Below are 15,852 nucleotides of genomic sequence, written 5' to 3'. Positions count from 1 at the left end.
CACTATTATTTGTTTTGGAAGCGGTTTTCATCAGGAGCAATGTTGAGGATTTGTAATGCGCCCTTCATGATTTCCGAGAAAACCGGACCGGCCACTGCGCCGCCATAGTAAGAGTCGCCTTGCGGCTCATTGACCATGACCACCAGTGAAATTCTTGGGTCGCTCACCGGAGCCACCCCTGCGGTATAGGCAAAATATTCATCACTATAACCGCCCGCAATCGCTTTACGTGACGTACCGGATTTGGCCGCAATACGATACCCCGGTACCGCCGCACGCGTTGCCGTTCCGCCCGGCTGAGTTACCGTTTCCAGCATTTCGAGCACCTGATTGACATATTTAGGATCAACCACTTGGCGCGTCTCGCCATGTTGATCACCTTTAATAATATGAATAGGTTGGTATTTACCATGGTTGCCTAAGGTCGCGTAGGCGTGAGCTAACTGAATAGGCGTAATCGCCAAACCATAGCCAAATGATAAGGTGGCGATTTCAAACTGTGACCAACGGCGGCGATTCGGGAAAATACCGATCGTTTCGCCCACCAAATCCAAGCCAGACATTTCGCCCAAGCCCACCGAGCTATACATGCCCAATAACGCCTCTAACGGCATTTCTAAGGCTAATTTAGCCACACCAATGTTGCTCGACTTTTTCAAAATCAGCGTGAGATCGGCTTTGCCAACTTTGGAGGTATCACGCACGCGGCTACCGCCAATCTGCATGGTGCCATCTCCGGTATCTATGATGGTGTTTTTGTCGGCGATACCATTGGCGAGCGCCGCCAAGACCACAAAAGGCTTAACCGTTGAACCGGGCTCAAACGCATCGGTGATCACTCGGTTACGCATTTTAAAACTTTGCCAGTCGTTGCGATTATTCGGGTTGTAAGAAGGCGCATTCACCATCGCCAGTACCGCGCCGGTTTTCACATCCAACATCACTGCCGATGCAGAAGTAGCACGATAATCCGCCATCGCCTGTTTCACGGCACGAAAAGCGATCGCTTGTAAGCGCTGGTCAATGGTGAGCTGGATAGGCTTACCTTCTTCACGCTCTTCTAGGGCAATGTTTTCCACCACTCGCCCAAACTTATCTTTACGCGTCACGCTCTTACCTGACTCACCGGTTAAGGTGCTATCAAAGCTGCGCTCTACCCCTTCAAGACCGTGGCCATCAATTCCGGTCACCCCGACTAAGTGGGCACTCACCTCACCTGCGGGATAATAGCGGCGTGACTCTTCTTTTAGGCCAATCCCCGCTAATTTAAGTTCACGGATGTATTTGGCCATCGCAGGGCTCACCTGACGTTGCAGATAGATAAAGCGGCGCGAACGGTTATCCTCGATTTTCTTCATCATCTCCTGACGATCCAGTCCGAGCACATCGGCGAGCGCATACCAACGGTCTTTCTCAACCAGACCGCCTTCTTTATAAATAGCGACAGGATCGGCCCAGACCGCTTCGACTGGCACACTCACCGCTAACGCTTCGCCATTACGATCAGAAATAATGCCGCGCGCTGATTGCAAGGTTTTGGCGCGAATCGAGCGCAAATCCCCTTCTTTAATCAGATTGTCAGGTTCAATAATTTGGATATAAGCCACTCGTGCAACCAAAGCGCAGAACGCCGTTAGCACAAAAAACAGCAGCAGATAGAAACGCCAGCGGATAAAGATAGGTGCAGGCTCAGCCGTGGTAACACGGGGAGAAACTCGGGAGGCTTTGGCTGGGGCTTTCTTCTTCATTTAAGGTTGATCACGACTTCTTTGTCTGAATCTGGACGTTTCATCTCCAGATCTTTTCTTGCTAATTGTTGTACTCGGCTGTGCTCAGCCAAAGCAGTTTCTTCCAAAATCAGGTTACGCCATTCGTTATCGAGCCGCTCACGCTCCATAAAGGCTTGATCTTTAGCGCTGATCGCCTGTCTGGTATGGTGAGTCATAAACACCACGCCCATAGCGCAGCTAAAAATCAGCACTAAAAGCAGCAAGGGCACCCGACCTACCGTCAGTAGATCTAGGGCAATTAACTTCGCGAGGTTCGGCGGCGACTGACGAGGCATAGTAACCCTCTACAGTTTTTCTGCCACGCGCAGAACAGAGCTGCGTGAACGCGGGTTAAGTTCGACTTCTTGATCCGATGGCTTGAGTGCCTTACCCACGGTTTTCATCTTGGCACTGCCGAGCGCACGAATTTGCTCTTGGGTCAAAGGAAGGCCGTGTGGCACTTCTGGGCCTTGGCTCTCTTTACGCATAAAGCGTTTCACCATGCGATCTTCCAGTGAATGGAAACTGATCACGGACAGGCGGCCTTGTGGAGCCAGAATGTCAGAAGCGCCGCGCAATGCGGTATCAATCTCTTCTAATTCACTGTTGATGTAGATCCGAAAAGCTTGAAAAGCGCGGGTGGCAGGGTGCTTTTTCTCTTTGAAACTTTTAGGCGCCGCGTCGGAGATGAGTTTTGCTAACTGGCTAGTACGCGTCAAGGGCTCGTTGAGCTCGTTTTCCCGATATTCGACAATGGCTTTAGCTATTCTGCGCGCATGTTTATCTTCACCAAACTCGCGAATCACCCAAGTGATGTCATCCAAGTCGGCTTGTGCCAACCACGCGGAAACTGGCATACCACTGGTTGGATCCATACGCATGTCGAGTGGACCATCTTTCATAAAACTAAAACCGCGCTCGGCATCATCCAACTGCGGTGAAGAAACGCCGAGGTCGAACAACACACCATCGACTTTACCCACCAGATCATAACGCTGTGCGTATTCGGCAATACCCGAGAAAGGGCCATGGACGATGGTAAAACGCGGATCATCAATCTTCTGCGCTTCGGCAATCGCTTGCGGATCACGGTCAATGCTGTACAGACGACCTTCTGGGCCTAACTGAGCGAGAATGGTGCGACTGTGACCACCGCGGCCAAAGGTGCCATCGATGTAGATACCATCCGGCTTGATCGCCAATCCTTCAATCGATTCGTTCAATAATACAGAGATGTGTTGGAAAGAAGCAGTCATGATTTTCTCGTTGTGCTGGGCATGCCCGTCATATGGGTTAGTGTACCGATTTCAGACACTACCGCTAGCCATAAGCGTATACAGGACGTGACTTTGCGCTAAGTTTAATGGTTTTGCTACGACCTGAGTCAGCAAAAAGCAAAAAACCCACCATAACACAAGGCTATGATGGGTCTGCAATAGGTGGAGTCGACGTATAAGCCGGGTTCTGTTCCGCTTGCGCGGTAGTAGCCATTCCTCTAGGCCAGCAATCACTCACTGGCTCAAGCAACCTACCCGCCTCCTAACGCGAGCAACGCTATGTGGAGGCCTATTTGGTCTTGCTCCGGGTGGAGTTTACCCTGCTACGAACTGTTGCCAGTCGCACGGTGCGCTCTTACCGCACCCTTTCACCCTTACCTGATCCCATCCCGAAGGAGAGGCCATCGGCGGTTTGCTCTCTGTTGCACTTGTCGTAGGCTTGCGCCCCCCAGGCGTTACCTGGCACCCTGCTCTATGGAGCCCGGACTTTCCTCCCCCTTATCAGTCTCCCTGGCGATAGGCCAAGGGACGTCAATAAGGCAGCGACTACCCAGTCAACTCCGCGGCGGATTGTAGCGAGAAGTGTGAGCAGAGTCCAGAAACAATCCGCCAGCGCATCAAATCTCGGTTTAACTGCTTACTTTGCATTCAATTGGGAATCAAAGACGAAAAAAACCGCTGCAAGCAGCGGTTTCTTCAATCAAACACTGTTTAACCAAACCAGTGAATCAGAAATTATTTTTTCTTTTTCGCTTTGGCGTTTGGCAGGTCAGTGATGGTGCCTTCGAAGACTTCAGCGGCCAGACCCACAGACTCATGCAGCGTTGGGTGAGCATGAATGGTCAGTGCGATGTCTTCTGCATCACAGCCCATCTCGATCGCCAGACCGATTTCACCCAGCAGTTCACCACCGTTAGTACCTACGATAGCGCCACCGATAACACGGTGAGTCTCTTTATCGAAGATAAGCTTAGTCATACCGTCTGCACAGTCAGAAGCAATCGCACGGCCAGAGGCTGCCCATGGGAAAGTCGCCACTTCATAGTTGATGCCTTCTGCTTTCGCTTCTTTTTCTGTCTTACCAACCCAAGCCACTTCTGGCTCAGTGTAAGCGATGGATGGGATCACTTTTGGATCGAAGTAGTGCTTCTTACCCGAGATCACTTCTGCGGCTACGTGGCCTTCATGCACGCCTTTGTGTGCCAGCATTGGTTGACCCACGATGTCACCGATCGCGAAGATGTGCGGAACGTTAGTGCGCATTTGCTTATCCACACGGATAAAGCCACGCTCGTCCACTTCCAGACCCGCTTTCTCAGCATCCAGCAGTTTACCGTTTGGTACACGACCAATTGCAACCAGAACCGCATCGTAACGCTCAGCTTGTGCTGGTGCGCTCTTACCTTCCATTGAAACGTAGATACCATCTTCTTTCGCTTCAACGGCGGTAACTTTGGTTTCCAGCATCAGGTTAAACTTATCTTTGATGCGTTTAGTATAGACTTTAACCATATCTTTATCCGCAGCAGGGATAAGTTGGTCAAACATCTCAACCACATCAATTTTAGAACCCAGTGAGTGGTAAACAGTCGCCATTTCCAGACCGATGATACCGCCGCCCATGATCAGCAGTTTTCCAGGCACTTCTTTCAGTTCCAGCGCATCGGTTGAATCCCAAATACGTGGGTCTTCATGCGGAATGAATGGCAGTTTGATTGGACGAGAACCTGCTGCAACGATCGCGTTATCGAAAGTTACGACAGTTTTGCCCTCTTCGCCTTCCACTTCAATGGTGTTCGGGCCAGTGAATTTACCGTAGCCGTTGACTACGTTCACTTTACGCATTTTTGCCATACCAGCCAGACCACCGGTCAGCTGATTGATCACTTTTTCTTTCCACAGACGAACTTTGTCGATGTCTGTTTTTGGCTCGCCAAACACGATACCGTGCTCAGTCAGCGCTTTGGCTTCTTCAATCACTTTTGCCACGTGCAGCAGTGCTTTAGAAGGAATACAACCAACGTTCAAACACACACCACCTAGCGTGTTGTAACGTTCGATGATGACGGTATCCAGACCTAAGTCTGCACAGCGGAATGCGGCGGAGTAACCAGCAGGACCGGCACCAAGCACCACGACTTGGGCTTTAATTTCTTTGCTCATTTCGACCTCTTGTAGTCAATATCCCTAACAGGCTGATGGGTGTTCTATCTAGTTGTTTTATTTACAAACGAATCAAAAACGAATGTTTCAAATCAAGCATGTAAAACGATTACTTTCAGACCGCAACAGTTTACAGAGATGTTAATGGTGTGAAAAGTAAATCCATGTAGCCTGTGAGCTAGACAACAATTCAACGGAAAATCAGTTTCAACGTCAAATTGGCAGATAACCATAAAATCGGGTGGCTTTCGCCACCCGAGAATGCGCTTACAGTACCAGACGACGGATGTCGCTTAGACACTCGTTCAGGTAAGTAATGAAGCGTGCACCTTCTGCACCGTCGATCACGCGGTGATCGTAAGACAGTGACAGTGGCAGTTGCAGACGTGGCGCGAACTCTTTGCCGTTCCACACTGGCTTCATCTCAGACTTAGACACACCCAAAATAGCCACTTCAGGTGCGTTAACGATTGGGGTAAACGCTGTACCGCCAATGCCACCTAGGCTAGAGATAGTGAAACAGCCACCTTGCATGTCAGCGGCAGTCAGCTTACCGCCACGGGCTTTCTTCGAGACTTCAGCCAGCTCTTTTGACAGCTCGTAGATACCTTTCTTGTTCACATCTTTAAACACAGGAACCACCAGACCATTTGGTGTATCCACTGCGATACCGATGTTCACGTATTTCTTCAGGATCAAGCTTTCGCCATCGTCAGACAGAGAAGAGTTGAACGCAGGGAAAGCTTCCAGCGCTTTCGCAGCGGCTTTCATGATGAACACCAGCGGAGTGATCTTCATACCTGTGTCGCGCTTCGCTTCCATCGCGTTTTGCTCTTGACGGAATTTCTCTAGCTCAGTGATGTCTGCATTGTCCCATTGGGTCACGTGCGGGATCATCACCCAGTTACGGTGCAGGTTAGCACCCGAGATTTTCTTGATGCGAGACAGTGGTTGCACTTCGGTATCACCGAACTTGCTGAAGTCCACTTTTGGCCAAGGCAGTAAGCCCAGCGCTGCGCCATCACCTTTACCTGAAGCAGTTGCTTGCGCGCCAGATTCCAGACGTTTCAGCGCTTCTTTCACGTAGTTCTGTACGTCTTCTTTCAGGATACGGTTCTTACGGCCAGAGCCTTTGACTTTGGCTAGGTTAACGCCAAATTCACGAGCCAGACGACGTACTACTGGAGAAGCGTGTGAGTACTCATGGTTTTCTTGGAATTCACCACTTGTTGCAGGTGCAGCCGCCGCAGGAGCCGATGCTTGAGCAGGCGCTGCCGCAGGTGCTGGTGCTGCTGCTTGAACTGGTGCCGCGACTGGCGCTGCGCCAGCAACTTCAAACACCATGATCAGCGAACCTGTTTTCACTTTATCGCCTGCAGCCACTTTGATCTCTTTGAGAGTTCCAGCAAAAGGTGCTGGTACTTCCATAGAAGCCTTATCGCCTTCTACGGTGATCAGAGATTGCTCTTCGCTGATGCTGTCGCCCACGTTAACCATGATTTCCGTTACGGTCACTTCGTCACCGCCGATATCAGGTACTTGAACTTCTTTCAGTGCTGCAACAGCTGGAGCAGCAGCTGCCGCTGGTGCCGCAGCTTGAACGGGTGCTGCAACTGGCGCAGCGCCGGCTACTTCAAACACCATGATCAGTGAACCTGTAGATACTTTGTCGCCCGCAGCGATTTTGATCTCTTTAACCGTACCAGCGAAAGGTGCAGGTACTTCCATTGACGCTTTGTCGCCTTCAACGGTGATCAGAGATTGCTCTTCCGCAACCACATCGCCCACTTTGACCATGATTTCAGTCACTTCAACTTCATCACCGCCAATGTCTGGTACTTGCACTTCTTTCAGTGCAGCGGCCGCTGGAGCTGCAGCAACTGGTGCTGCCGCTTGAGGCGCAGGAGCTGGTGCAGCCGCTGCTGCACCTTCCGCGTCAAAGACCATGATCAGAGAGCCAGTAGACACTTTGTCACCTGCCACTACTTTGATCTCTTTAACGATACCCGCTTGAGACGCAGGAACTTCCATAGAAGCTTTGTCGCCTTCAACCGTGATCAGAGATTGCTCTTCAGCCACTTTGTCGCCGACTTTGACGAGAATCTCAGTGACTTCAACCTCATCCGCACCGATGTCAGGTACATAAATTTCGATTGCCATTACTTTTCCTACCTTCAATTAAGCGTACAGCGGGTTGGTTTTTTCAGTGTCGATGTCGAATTTCTTGATTGCTGCTGCAACCACAGACTTCTCAACCTCACCCCGTTTTGCCAGTTCATTCAGCGCTGCAACTACCACGTAGCCAGCATTCACTTCAAAGTGACGACGTAGGTTTTCACGGCTGTCTGAGCGGCCGAAACCATCCGTACCCAGCACTTTGTAAGACTGTGCAGGAATGAACGCACGTACTTGATCCGCGTAGTTCTTCATGTAGTCAGTCGCTGCGATAGCAGGCTCAGTCCCCATCACTTGTGCGATGTAAGGTACTTTCACTTCTGCTTCTGGGTGCAGCATGTTGAAACGATCACACGCTTGACCATCACGCGCCAGCTCGTTGAATGAAGTCACAGAGTAAACGTCAGACGCTACGCCGTACTCTTCACTCAGAATTTGTGCCGCTTTACGTACTTCGTTCATGATGGTGCCTGAGCTCATCAGTTGAACTTTTGCTTTGTTACCAGCGTGCGTTTCTAGCTTGTAGATACCTTTACGGATACCTTCTTCAGCGCCAGCAGGCATTGCTGGGTGAGCGTAGCTTTCGTTCATCAGTGTCAGGTAGTAGAACACGTTCTCTTGCTCACCGTACATGCGACGGATACCGTCTTGCAGGATTACCGCAACTTCGTAAGCGAAGGTTGGATCGTAAGAGATACAGTTTGGTATTGTGCCCGCCAGAATGTGCGAGTGACCATCTTCGTGCTGTAGACCTTCACCGTTCAGCGTGGTACGACCTGCAGTAGCACCCAGTAGGAAGCCACGCGCTTGTTGGTCACCCGCCATCCACGCCATGTCGCCAACACGTTGGAAACCGAACATAGAGTAGTAGATGTAGAACGGGATCATCGGCAGGTTGTTGGTGCTGTATGACGTTGCCGCCGCAACCCAAGATGACATGGCACCCAGCTCGTTGATACCTTCTTGCAGTACCTGACCTGACGTCGCTTCTTTGTAGTAAGAAACGATATCGCGATCTTGTGGAGTGTAGTTCTGACCGTGCGGGTTGTAGATACCGATTTGACGGAACAGACCTTCCATACCGAACGTACGCGCTTCGTCCGCGATGATAGGAACGATGTTTTGACCAATGTTCTTATCTTTCAGCAGGATGTTCAGAGTACGTACATACGCCATAGTTGAAGAAATCTCGCGACTCTGCTCTTCCAGCAGTGGCTTGAACTCTTCCAGCGCAGGGATCACTAACTCACCCGTGAAGTTAGGTAGACGCTGAGGCGTGTAACCGTGCAGCGCTTTACGACGAGCGTGCAGGTATTCAAACTCTTTTGAGCCTTCTTCCAGTTTCAGGTACGGCAGGTTCTTCACTTCTTCATCAGAGATCAGATCTTGCAGGCCTAGACGGTTACGCATCGCCAGAACATGGGTCATATCCATCTTCTTCACTTGGTGCGCAATGTTCTTACCTTCTGCCGCATCACCCATGCCGTAACCTTTAACGGTTTTCGCTAGGATAACGGTTGGACGACCTTTGGTGTCTTGAGCGTTCTTGAACGCCGCGTACAGTTTAGATGATTCGTGACCACCGCGTTTCAGAGCGAAGATCTCATCGTCAGTCATGTCAGCAACCAGTGCTGCAGTCTCTGGGTACTTACCGAAGAAGTGCTCACGAACGTAAGCGCCATCTTTCGCTTTGAACGTTTGGTAGTCGCCGTCGATGGTTTCGTTCATCAGTTGCAGCAGTTTACCTGTGGTATCTTTCGCCAGTAGTTTGTCCCAGCCATTACCCCAGATCACTTTCACAACGTTCCAGCCTGCGCCACGGAACAGACCTTCCAGTTCTTGGATGATCTTGCCGTTACCCATAACAGGGCCGTCCAGACGTTGCAGGTTACAGTTGATCAGGAAGCATAGGTTATCCAGCTTCTCACGCGCAGCAAAAGAGATCGCGCCGCGTGATTCTGGCTCGTCCATCTCACCATCACCAAGGAAGGCGTATACGCGCTGTGCCGTGGTGTCTTTCAGGCCACGACCATTCAGATACTTCAGGAAACGAGCTTGATAAATCGCAGAAATTGGACCCAGACCCATAGATACGGTTGGGAATTGCCAGAATTCAGGCATCAATTTCGGGTGTGGGTAAGAAGGAAGACCTTTGCCATCCACTTCCTGACGGAAGTTGTCCAGTTGCTCTTCGGTCAAACGGCCTTCAACGAAAGCACGCGCGTAGATCCCTGGAGAGATGTGACCTTGATAGTAAACCAAGTCGCCACCGTCTTTCTCGTTTGGAGCACGGAAGAAGTGGTTGAAACAGGTTTCGTAGAAAGCAGCGGAAGATTGGAAAGAAGCCATGTGGCCACCCAGTTCCAGATCTTTCTTCGATGCACGCAGCACGATCATGATCGCGTTCCAGCGAATGATTGAACGGATACGACGTTCGATCGTGGTGTCACCTGGGTAAGCAGGCTCCTGCGCCGCAGGAATCGTGTTGATGTAGTTGGTGGTCACGCCTGTTGGCATGTCTACCCCATCCAAACGCGCTTTTTCCAGTACTTGTTCAAGCAGGTACTGCGCACGCTCTACGCCTTCTTCACGGACAACGGATTCAAGGGCAGCAAGCCACTCCTGAGTTTCCAGTGCATCTACGTCATGCTTCATGTCAGACATGGCGATCTATCCTTCTGTTGGTTGGATTTAAGTTGAATCGCAATGGCCGCTATTGCGGCTCATTACCTTGTTGAATTCGACGCAGAGATCGCTCACGGCGAGTCTGTTCACGAGTCAAATCCAACAACGTTTCTTCGATATAAGCTAAGTGAGAATGGGACATTTCACGTGCCTTTTCCGGCTGACCCGAAACAATCGCATCCACAATGTTAGCCCGGTGTTTGCTTACTTTCTCTACCGCTTCAGGGCGGCGATGTAAGAGTTTAAAATTCTGACGAATATTCTGCTCAAGCAGTGGACTCAGGCTGCGTACGATGTGCAGTAACACAACGTTGTGCGCCGCTTCAGTAATGGCAATCAAAAAGGCCATCACCCGCTCTGCTTCTTCATCCACATTATTCAATGCCTGAGCCTCCGCGATACGCGTGACACAGTGCTGAATACGAGCAAAATCTTCTTCGGTACCACGCAACGCCGCAAAATAGGCGCAAATACCTTCCAGCGCATGACGCGCTTCCAGCAGATCCAGTTGAGTTTCGGAGTGGCTAGACAATAAATTTAGCAGAGGATCAGAAAAGCTCTGCCAAATTCGGTCACTAACGAATGTACCGCCACCTTGACGGCGGGTAAGCAAGCGTTTGGCTTCCAAGCGTTGTATGGCTTCTCTGATCGAGGGGCGAGACACTTCAAACTGTTTGGCCAGTTCGCGTTCCGGAGGAAGTTGCTGACCGGGTGAGAGTGTTCCTTCCACTATCAGTCTCTCCAGTTCTTGTTCAATCACATCGGAGAGCTTTGGCTGACGGATCCTTTGATAAGCCATAATTTATTGTTCTTCTACTCTTATTCTTCTTGCTGGCAATTGGTAATACCAATTTTAAGTTGGTGCAGAAATTAACATAATTAAAACGCCAGTGTCCAGCCGAAAATTGACCTAAATCATAGAACCGCTCACGCTCTAACAATCCAGCAACAATAGTTGATTAAAACAGCAAAAATATTGGTCAGACCAATTACAACTCATATACAGATGGGGACTTGATGGGCTAGAAGTGTCAGTACACTGCTGATTTTGAAGAAAAATGAAGATTTTTTAGCAAGATAAATATTTCTGATTTTTTAGCGAGGCGCTAAATCCAGTTGAGAAGGAGGACATAGGATCATCTTCGTCGCTATAAAGTTGCTCAAATCTCACAACTCAATGCAAACTATTAGGCTATTTCATTGTTTTACCAACACCAATCACGTTTAGTTATTATTCAATTAGTTAGTATGCATGGGGTTTTAACTGATAACGTGACTGACAATGAAAAAAACAATCTTAACCAGCGCTATCGCGCTCTCCTTTGCTTTTCCGGCCTTGGCCGCCAATGGAGATATCCATAATGTCACCATTTTGGGTACTTCAGATCTGCACGGCCATTTCATGCCTTGGGATTACTCTGCGGATAAACTCAATCTAAGTGGCAGCTTGAGCCAAATTGCCACCAAGGTGAAAACCATCCGCCAAGAGCAACCTAACGTAATTTTGGTTGATGCGGGCGACACCATTCAGGGCAACTTTGTTGAAACCTTCAAAGATGAAGCGATTGATCCGATGATGCTGGGCTTCAACGAAATGAAGTACGACGTTTGGGTTCTCGGTAATCATGAGTTCGACTTTGGTCTCAAAGTCCTTAATCGCTCCTTAACTCAATTTAAAGGGCGCTCTCTGGCGGGTAACATCCAACGTCCTGATGGTAATCCTTTCCTACCCGGTTACACCATTATTGAACGTGGTGGCATCAAGATTGGGGTGATCGGTATGGATACTCCAATGACCCAAGTGTTTGCTGAAGGGACAAATCGGCTCGAAGGCATGACCTTCACTAACCCAACTCTCGAAGTGCAAAAGATCATCAAACAAATTGATCCGCAGGTAGATGCGATTGTATTAGTGGCACACATGGGGATTGAGAATGAAAACGACATCACCAATACCGGTGTTACTGACATAGCTAACGGCAACCCTGAGCTCGATGCGATTGTAGCAGGTCACATGCATACGCTGATTGATAAAGCCGTGGTGAATGGCGTGATCATTACCGAGCCTGACAAATACGGCCGTGCGCTATCGCGTATCGACCTGCAATTTGAAGAGCAAAATGGCAAGTTCACTCTCATCAATAAAGATAGTCTGACCTACAAAATCAAAGACATTACCTCTGACAGCAAAATGGAGTCGCTCTACGAGCCTTACCATAAACGCTTACGTGAAATGGCGAACCGCGAAATTGCCCAACTGAGTGGGGTGAACTTGGTGCCAGAAAACGAAATTCGTGGCATCCCACAAGTGCATGTGCAAGACACAGGCATCAGTGCTCTATTCCAAGAAGCCAGCTTTTTCTATGCGCCCAAAGCCAATGTGATTGCGCTACAAATTGATAACGACAATGCCAAGTTAGACGTTGGCTCGATCAAAGCCAAAGACATCGCCTACAACTACCAATATGCTGGCGGTGAAATTACGGTTTACCAAATGACAGGCAAAGAGTTGAAACAATATATGGAATGGTCGGCAGGCTACTTCAACTCCGTCAAGCCCGGTGACGTCACTTACAGCTTTAACCCTGAACGTCGTGCGTCAAAATACTCCACTAACGATTTTTTTGCGGGAGTCACTTACACCATCGATCTGACTCAACCAGCAGGTGAACGTATTACCGACTTAAAATTTGCAGATGGCACACCAGTAAAGGACAACAGTGAAATTCGTCTAGGCATGAATAGCTACCGTATGGGACATCTCACTAAGAAAGGCGGCGTACTGGAAGGACAACAATTCCCAGTGCTGTTTGACACTGAAGCTGAATACGGAGAAGAACAAGGCACGATTCGCAACCTCACCATTCGATACCTCACCGAGCAAAAGCAAGGTAAGTATGAAGGTAAACCGATGCAACGCTGGAAATTGTCTGGTTTAGAAGGATTTGAGAAGGAACGGGAGATCGTTAAAGAGCTGATTAATAGTGGAAAAATGGATGTCCCTGCCAGCGCTGATGGCCGTTACACCAATATTGAATCAATTAATGTCCAAGACCTGATTTTGAAAAACTCAGAAGCGAAAAACGCGGCGATTACGCAGCGCCTATCGCGCCTAGAAAGTGCGCCAGAGAATGAAAAAACCACGCTAAAACGTGAACTGATTTTGTTGGAAGCACTTAATCCTTAATAACGAAAACGCCCTCTTTTTATGAGAGAGGGCGTTGTTTTCAATCATTTCGCTTCCAGATGATCAATCATGAGTTGCAATGATTGATTACCGCGAAACTCGTTGATGTCGAGTTTGTACGCCAAACGTACCGTTTTGACTGAGGCATCCGGCCAACGACGTAGGTCGACATTAAACGCAATCCCGTCGATCATCACATTGGTTGGAAAGCCTTTATACAGCGGTTCAAGCATCAGTTTGAGGTGTTTTTCGCCGACCAGTTTTTGGTGCAGCACTTTAAATTCGCCATCAAACAGGGGTTCAGGAAACGCTTGCCCCCATGGGCCACCAGCACGCAGTAATTCGGCGGTATGCAGCGAAAACTCTTCCGGTTTCAGTTCACCATCGCTGAGGATGATGCCTTTGAGTGCTGCTTCATCCAGCTCTTCACGCACTAGCTGGTCAAACAATCGGCAAAAACGTTCAAAATTTTGCTCTTCAATGGTTAATCCAGCCGCCATCGCGTGACCACCAAATTTGAGGATGATGCCCGGATTTTGCGTATCAATTTTATCTAGAGCATCACGCATATGCAGACCGGGAACCGAGCGGCACGAACCTTTTAGCTTGCCATCACCACCTTCGGCAAACGCAATCACGGGTCGGTGGTATTTCTCTTTGATGCGCGAAGCGAGAATACCGATCACCCCTTGGTGCCAATCGCGCTGAAACAGCACTAAACCGTAAGGCAGCTCGCGATCATCGCTCAGTTGCAAGCGCTCACAAAATGCGACAGCCTCTTGCTTCATCCCCTCTTCAATCTCTTTTCGGGTTTGATTGAGACTGTCCAGTTCACTCGCCATACGCCGCGCAGCGTGAATGTTGTTACACAGCAAAAGTTCAACGCCGAACGACATATCATCCAAACGCCCTGCGGCGTTAATCCGCGGCCCAAGCGCAAAGCCAAAATCAGCGGCGACCAAACGGCGCGCATCCCGTTTGGCGACTTCAATCAGAGCTTGAATACCGGGACGCGCTAAACCCGCACGAATACGCTGCAAACCTTGGTGCACCAAGATACGGTTGTTGTCATCAAGCGGCACTACATCGGCGACCGTACCGAGAGCCACTAAATCGATCAGTTCCATCAATTTCGGTTCAGCCATGCCTTGCGCTGCAAACCAACCTTGCTGACGCATGTGCACGCAAAGTGCCATCATCAAATAGAAAGCAACCCCTACCCCAGCCAGCGCTTTAGAAGGAAAAGCGCACTGCTGCAAGTTCGGGTTTACCATGGCATCGACTTCAGGGAGTTCTTGTCCCGGTAAGTGATGATCGGTGACCACCACTTGCAGCCCTTTCTGTTTGGCGTAACGCACCCCTTCCAGTGATGAAACGCCGTTATCCACGGTCATGATCATCTCTGCGCCACGCTCAATCGCTTGATCAACTACTTCAGGGCTCAGACCATAACCATCTTCAAAACGGTTTGGCACTAAGTAATCGACATTACGACTACCGAGCATACGCAGCGCGAGCACGGAAAGTGCCGAACTGGTTGCGCCATCGGCATCAAAATCACCGACGACTATGATGCGTTTTTGCTCAGCAATCGCCGCGAACAGCAACTCAACCGCACGATCAATACCATGTAACTGTTTGAATGAGTGCAGCGCTTTGGCGGCTTTTTCAAGTTGTGCCACGTTGCTTACACCACGGCTCAGGTAAAGCCGACGTAATAGTGGGTCGATGTGGTCGGGGAGAAGTGAGAGATCAGGTTCGGGGCGTCGCTGGATTTCTATCATGCTGTGACAGGCCAAAGTTGCCTCTGGCCTGTTTCCTTAATTAGTCGAAAATGAAAAACTATTGTGTGGCTTGCAGGCGTTGCAGCAATTGTGGCGCAGGCAAATAGCCGCCAACCATCTCACCATTGGGTAAGAAAATCGCTGGAGTACCGCTAATGCCGAGCTCGTGACCCAGCATATAGTGCTGCGCGATGGTCTTTTGGCATTGGGCGATATCTTTATCGGCGGTAATGGTTTTACGATTCACTTTCGCATCGTGCATCGCCGCTTTCGGATCGTTAGAACACCAGATGGCCGCCATTTGATCCGCGACTTGACCTTGCGGCCCCTGACGCGGGTAGGCGAGATAGCGCACCGTAATGCCGAGATCATTGTACTCTTTGATCTGACTGTGCAGACGCACACAGTAACCACACGTGATATCGGTAAATACGGTGATCGCGTATTTCTCATTGGGCGCTTTAAACTCAATCATGCTGTCTTGCAATGCGGCAATTTTCTTGGCGTTGAGTGGCGCTTGGCGTTTAGCCAGCACATCAACATAACCGCCATTACCATCCAGCGCATATAGAGTACCCGCGATAAAGTGCTCACCATCAGGCGAAGAGAACAACACACCGCCAGACGTTTGCACTTCAAGCAAACCATTGATATCAGACGGTTTGATCTCTTCCACTTGCAATCCGAGTTTGGCAAAGCGCTGCTCAAGCTCGGCTTTATTCAATTGTGCTGGTGCTGTGTTCGCTTGTACGTTGAATGCCATACTCAGTAAAGGAAATGCCAGCCATGTTAGTCGGCGCAGTACGCTCATG

The 15,852-nt window shown here is 49.6% G+C and carries 10 protein-coding genes and 1 other RNA gene; 1 reads left to right on the top strand and 10 read right to left on the bottom strand.

The features are described 5' to 3' along the window. Positions 1-5 precede the first annotated feature (5 nt). The 8 genes from F0316_RS02265 to pdhR all read right to left on the bottom strand — a co-directional run bounded on the left by F0316_RS02265 (position 6) and on the right by pdhR (position 10,868). Positions 6-1,748 carry a penicillin-binding protein 3 gene (locus tag F0316_RS02265; protein WP_000725937.1) on the bottom strand — a complete coding sequence of 581 codons (1,743 nt, stop codon included), beginning with the start codon at positions 1,746-1,748 and terminating at the stop codon, positions 6-8. Next, the gene (gene ftsL, locus F0316_RS02260; RefSeq protein ID WP_001137975.1) at positions 1,745-2,065 is read right to left on the bottom strand and encodes a cell division protein FtsL; all 321 of its coding nucleotides are present in this window, start codon (positions 2,063-2,065) and stop codon (positions 1,745-1,747) included. Before ftsL ends, F0316_RS02265 begins: the two co-directional genes overlap by 4 nt. Before the next feature lie 9 nt (positions 2,066-2,074). After that, positions 2,075-3,025: a 16S rRNA (cytosine(1402)-N(4))-methyltransferase RsmH gene (rsmH, locus tag F0316_RS02255; protein ID WP_000127220.1), complete on the bottom strand. Its 951-nt coding sequence runs from the start codon at positions 3,023-3,025 to the stop codon at positions 2,075-2,077. A 181-nt stretch (positions 3,026-3,206) separates the two neighbouring features. Next, positions 3,207-3,608, bottom strand: an RNA gene (gene rnpB / locus F0316_RS02250) — RNase P RNA component class A. A 173-nt stretch (positions 3,609-3,781) separates the two neighbouring features. Further along, entirely contained in the window at positions 3,782-5,209 is a 1,428-nt protein-coding gene (gene lpdA / locus F0316_RS02245) for a dihydrolipoyl dehydrogenase (RefSeq protein ID WP_000031534.1), read from the bottom strand. 267 nt (positions 5,210-5,476) lie between these two features. Further along, positions 5,477-7,369 carry a pyruvate dehydrogenase complex dihydrolipoyllysine-residue acetyltransferase gene (gene aceF, locus F0316_RS02240; RefSeq protein ID WP_172625946.1) on the bottom strand — a complete coding sequence of 631 codons (1,893 nt, stop codon included), beginning with the start codon at positions 7,367-7,369 and terminating at the stop codon, positions 5,477-5,479. 18 nt (positions 7,370-7,387) lie between these two features. Next, positions 7,388-10,048 carry a pyruvate dehydrogenase (acetyl-transferring), homodimeric type gene (gene aceE / locus F0316_RS02235; protein ID WP_001281964.1) on the bottom strand — a complete coding sequence of 887 codons (2,661 nt, stop codon included), beginning with the start codon at positions 10,046-10,048 and terminating at the stop codon, positions 7,388-7,390. A gap of 49 nt (positions 10,049-10,097) precedes the next feature. Next, on the bottom strand, positions 10,098-10,868 hold the full coding sequence (gene pdhR / locus F0316_RS02230; RefSeq protein ID WP_000331318.1) for a pyruvate dehydrogenase complex transcriptional repressor PdhR: 771 nt from the start codon (positions 10,866-10,868) through the stop codon (positions 10,098-10,100). 483 nt (positions 10,869-11,351) lie between these two features. Between pdhR and F0316_RS02220 the strand changes: the two genes are divergently transcribed. After that, on the top strand, positions 11,352-13,256 hold the full coding sequence (locus F0316_RS02220) for a bifunctional metallophosphatase/5'-nucleotidase (protein WP_000751244.1): 1,905 nt from the start codon (positions 11,352-11,354) through the stop codon (positions 13,254-13,256). Positions 13,257-13,300: 44 nt separating this feature from the next. On the opposite strand, the gene recJ is transcribed toward F0316_RS02220, so the two are convergent. Together recJ and dsbC are read right to left on the bottom strand one after the other, a co-directional pair. Continuing rightward, complete coding sequence (recJ, locus tag F0316_RS02215; protein ID WP_000570151.1) at positions 13,301-15,040, bottom strand: single-stranded-DNA-specific exonuclease RecJ; 1,740 nt, start codon at positions 15,038-15,040, stop codon at positions 13,301-13,303. 58 nt (positions 15,041-15,098) lie between these two features. Further along, entirely contained in the window at positions 15,099-15,851 is a 753-nt protein-coding gene (gene dsbC, locus F0316_RS02210; RefSeq protein WP_000115049.1) for a bifunctional protein-disulfide isomerase/oxidoreductase DsbC, read from the bottom strand. Position 15,852 lies beyond the last annotated feature (1 nt).

It is taken from the genome of Vibrio cholerae (assembly GCF_008369605.1).
Taxonomy (GTDB): Bacteria; Pseudomonadota; Gammaproteobacteria; order Enterobacterales; family Vibrionaceae; genus Vibrio; species Vibrio cholerae.
Note: the sequence above shows the minus strand (reverse complement) of the source record. Positions and strands in the feature narration are given on the sequence as shown.

Coding starts and splice junctions, on each gene's coding strand:
- F0316_RS02220 (WP_000751244.1), top strand. CDS start 11,352: ATGAAAAAAACAATCTTAACCAGCGCTATCGCGCTCTCCTTTGCTTTT.
- dsbC (WP_000115049.1), bottom strand. CDS start 15,851: ATGAGCGTACTGCGCCGACTAACATGGCTGGCATTTCCTTTACTGAGT.
- F0316_RS02265 (WP_000725937.1), bottom strand. CDS start 1,748: ATGAAGAAGAAAGCCCCAGCCAAAGCCTCCCGAGTTTCTCCCCGTGTT.
- aceF (WP_172625946.1), bottom strand. CDS start 7,369: ATGGCAATCGAAATTTATGTACCTGACATCGGTGCGGATGAGGTTGAA.
- aceE (WP_001281964.1), bottom strand. CDS start 10,048: ATGTCTGACATGAAGCATGACGTAGATGCACTGGAAACTCAGGAGTGG.
- rsmH (WP_000127220.1), bottom strand. CDS start 3,025: ATGACTGCTTCTTTCCAACACATCTCTGTATTATTGAACGAATCGATT.
- recJ (WP_000570151.1), bottom strand. CDS start 15,040: ATGATAGAAATCCAGCGACGCCCCGAACCTGATCTCTCACTTCTCCCC.
- lpdA (WP_000031534.1), bottom strand. CDS start 5,209: ATGAGCAAAGAAATTAAAGCCCAAGTCGTGGTGCTTGGTGCCGGTCCT.
- pdhR (WP_000331318.1), bottom strand. CDS start 10,868: ATGGCTTATCAAAGGATCCGTCAGCCAAAGCTCTCCGATGTGATTGAA.
- ftsL (WP_001137975.1), bottom strand. CDS start 2,065: ATGCCTCGTCAGTCGCCGCCGAACCTCGCGAAGTTAATTGCCCTAGAT.